Origin of the sequence: Geminicoccus flavidas (genome assembly GCF_009806515.1) — a bacterium.
Lineage (GTDB): Bacteria > Pseudomonadota > Alphaproteobacteria > Geminicoccales > Geminicoccaceae > Geminicoccus > Geminicoccus flavidus.
In genome coordinates this window covers 1-2,298 of the sequence record NZ_WUJP01000336.1, presented here as the reverse complement: position 1 = coordinate 2,298, position 2,298 = coordinate 1, and the positions used below count along the sequence as shown (strand labels likewise).

The following is a 2,298-nucleotide window of genomic DNA, read 5'->3' as shown; positions in this document are numbered from 1 at the left end:
CGGATCGGCCGGCCCTCGCTCCGCGCGATCTCGAGCGTCGGCCGGCTCGCCCATACGTCCAGCGGGCTCGGCTGGCAGGGTACCAGCACCAGCGAGGCGGCGCGGATCGCCGCCTTCAGATCCGTGTCGGCATGGGGCGGGGTGTCCACCACCACGAAGGGGAAGTCGCGCACCAGCCGGCTGAGCTCCACCCCCAGCCGCCAGCCGCCGGTCTTGGCCAGCACCAGCCGGTCGCTGCCGTCGCGGCGGCGCTGGCGCTCCTCGAACCAGCGGCTGAGGCTGCCCTGCGGGTCGACATCGATCAGGCAGACATCCAGTCCAGTCGCCTGCATTGCGGTGGCGAGCTGCACCGCGACCGTGGTCTTGCCGGCCCCGCCCTTGCTCTGCGCGACAGTGACGATCCTGGACGCCATACTCCGGCCCTCCGGCGGCCTCAGTAGCCGCGTGTCCGGTTTACCAGATGCAGCAACGGCTGGCCGGCCCGAAGGCGCCGGATATTGTCCGCGACCACGGCGGCACCGATTTCGGGATGGCTGTAGCTGGCGGCATGTGGGGTTACGTCGATCGCCTCGTGCCGCCAGAACGGGTGGCCCTCTGGCAGCGGCTCCTGGGTGAACACGTCCAGCGTGGCGCCGGCGAGCTTGCCGCGGTCCAGCGCCGCCAGCAGGTCGGCCTCTACCAGATGGGCGCCGCGGCCGGCATGGATCAGCCGGGCACCGTCCGGCAGCAGCCCGAACAGGTCGCAGTTCAGAATGCCGGTGGTCTCAGGCGTGAGCGGCAGCAGGCAGACCAGGATGTCGGTCTCGGCCAGAAACGGCGCCAGCCCGTCTTCGCCGCTGAAGCAGGCCATGCCCGGCAGGTCTTTTTGCGTGCGCGACCAGCCGCGCAGGCTGAAGCCGTGGCCTCGCAGGACGCGGGCGGCATCGCTGCCGAGCACCCCCAGGCCCAGTATGCCGACCCGGGTGCTGGCGGGCGGACCCGGCAGGCGCAGCTGCCAGTGCTCGTGCCGCTGGTCCCGGGCATAGCGGTCCTGGAAGCGATGGTATTTGAGGACGTGCAGGAGCACGTACTCGCTCATCGTGGCGGTCAGGGAGGAATCGACCAGGCGACAGAGCGGCACGTCGGCCGGCAGGGTCGGGTCGCGCAGCATGGCATCGACCCCGGCACCCAGCGAGAAGATCGCCCGCAGGTTCGGCAGGCCGGCCAGCAGGCCCTCGGGCGGCAGCCAGACCAGGGCCATGTCGATCTCGGCCGGGTCGCCGGTCTCCGGATGGACGCGCATCTCCAGGCCCGGCACGTGCCGGGTCAGTTCCGCCCGCCAGAGCTCCGGCTCGTCCACATGGCTCACGAACAACAGCGCCAATCGTCGCTTCCCTCAAAGGACGCCAGGATCCCGCAGTGCGGCAAGCCTGGCCTTCGCGCGTTCTTGGCCTCCAACATGTCGTTCTTGCAAGCACCTCCTGCCGGTACGGCTTGAAGCATGCTCCCGCTTTCATTTCCGTTCACATGAGGCTTAAGCTCGACTTCAAGCAGCAGGGGAATGCCTACCGATGAGCCAACCGGTCCTGGCACTCGAGCAGGTGTCGATCGCCTACCGCACGCGCCAGGGCGAGAGCCTGGCGGTCCAGGATGTGAGCCTCACCGTCCATGCCGGCGAGAGCGTGGGCCTGGTGGGTGAGAGCGGCTCGGGTAAATCGACCGTGGCGTTCGCGGTGATGCGTTACCTGCCCAAGAACGGACGGCTCGCCGGCGGGCGCATCCTGTTCGAGGGCAAGGACCTCTATGCACTGAGCAATGCCGAGATCCGCAGCTTGCGCGGCGGTCGGATGGCGATGGTCTATCAGGAGCCGATGAGCAGCCTGAACCCGGTGATCCCACTGGAAAAGCAGCTCATGGAGGTGGCAAGGCTTCATCTGGGCATGGACGAGCAGGCGGCCCGGGCCAAGGCGGTCGAAGCATTCCGGACCGTGCGCCTGCCCGAGCCCGATACGATCGGCAAGCGCTACCCGCACCAGATCTCAGGCGGCCAGCAGCAGCGCGTGGTGATCGCCATGGCGCTAATGGGCAACCCCTCGCTGCTGATCCTGGACGAGCCCACCACGGCTCTGGACGTGCGGGTGCAGGCGGGCATCCTCGAGCTCTTGGCCGAGCTGCGCCAGCGCCTGGGCCTGGCCATGCTGTTCATCAGCCACGATCTCGGCACGGTCGCCACGGTCTGCGACCGGGTGGGCGTGATGCTGCGCGGCCGGCTGGTCGAGGCCGGCCCCTGCACCCAGGTGTTCACCCGACCGCGGCACG

General features: G+C 69.1%; 3 protein-coding genes. 1 reads left to right on the top strand and 2 read right to left on the bottom strand.

Annotated features, from left to right (window positions below; all coding sequences use genetic code 11):
• Both EQG76_RS09360 and EQG76_RS09355 read right to left on the bottom strand, forming a co-directional pair.
• A partial coding sequence (locus EQG76_RS09360; protein WP_159712742.1) for a ParA family protein occupies positions 1-413 on the bottom strand: 413 nt, incomplete at its 3' end.
• Between the two features lie 20 nt (positions 414-433).
• Positions 434-1,363, bottom strand: coding sequence for a 2-hydroxyacid dehydrogenase (locus EQG76_RS09355; protein WP_159712740.1), 930 nt, complete (start codon positions 1,361-1,363; stop codon positions 434-436).
• Positions 1,364-1,550: 187 nt separating this feature from the next.
• Between EQG76_RS09355 and EQG76_RS09350 the strand changes: the two genes are divergently transcribed.
• Positions 1,551-2,298, top strand: a 748-nt coding sequence (locus EQG76_RS09350) for an ABC transporter ATP-binding protein (RefSeq protein ID WP_159712738.1), incomplete at its 3' end; no start/stop codon positions are given.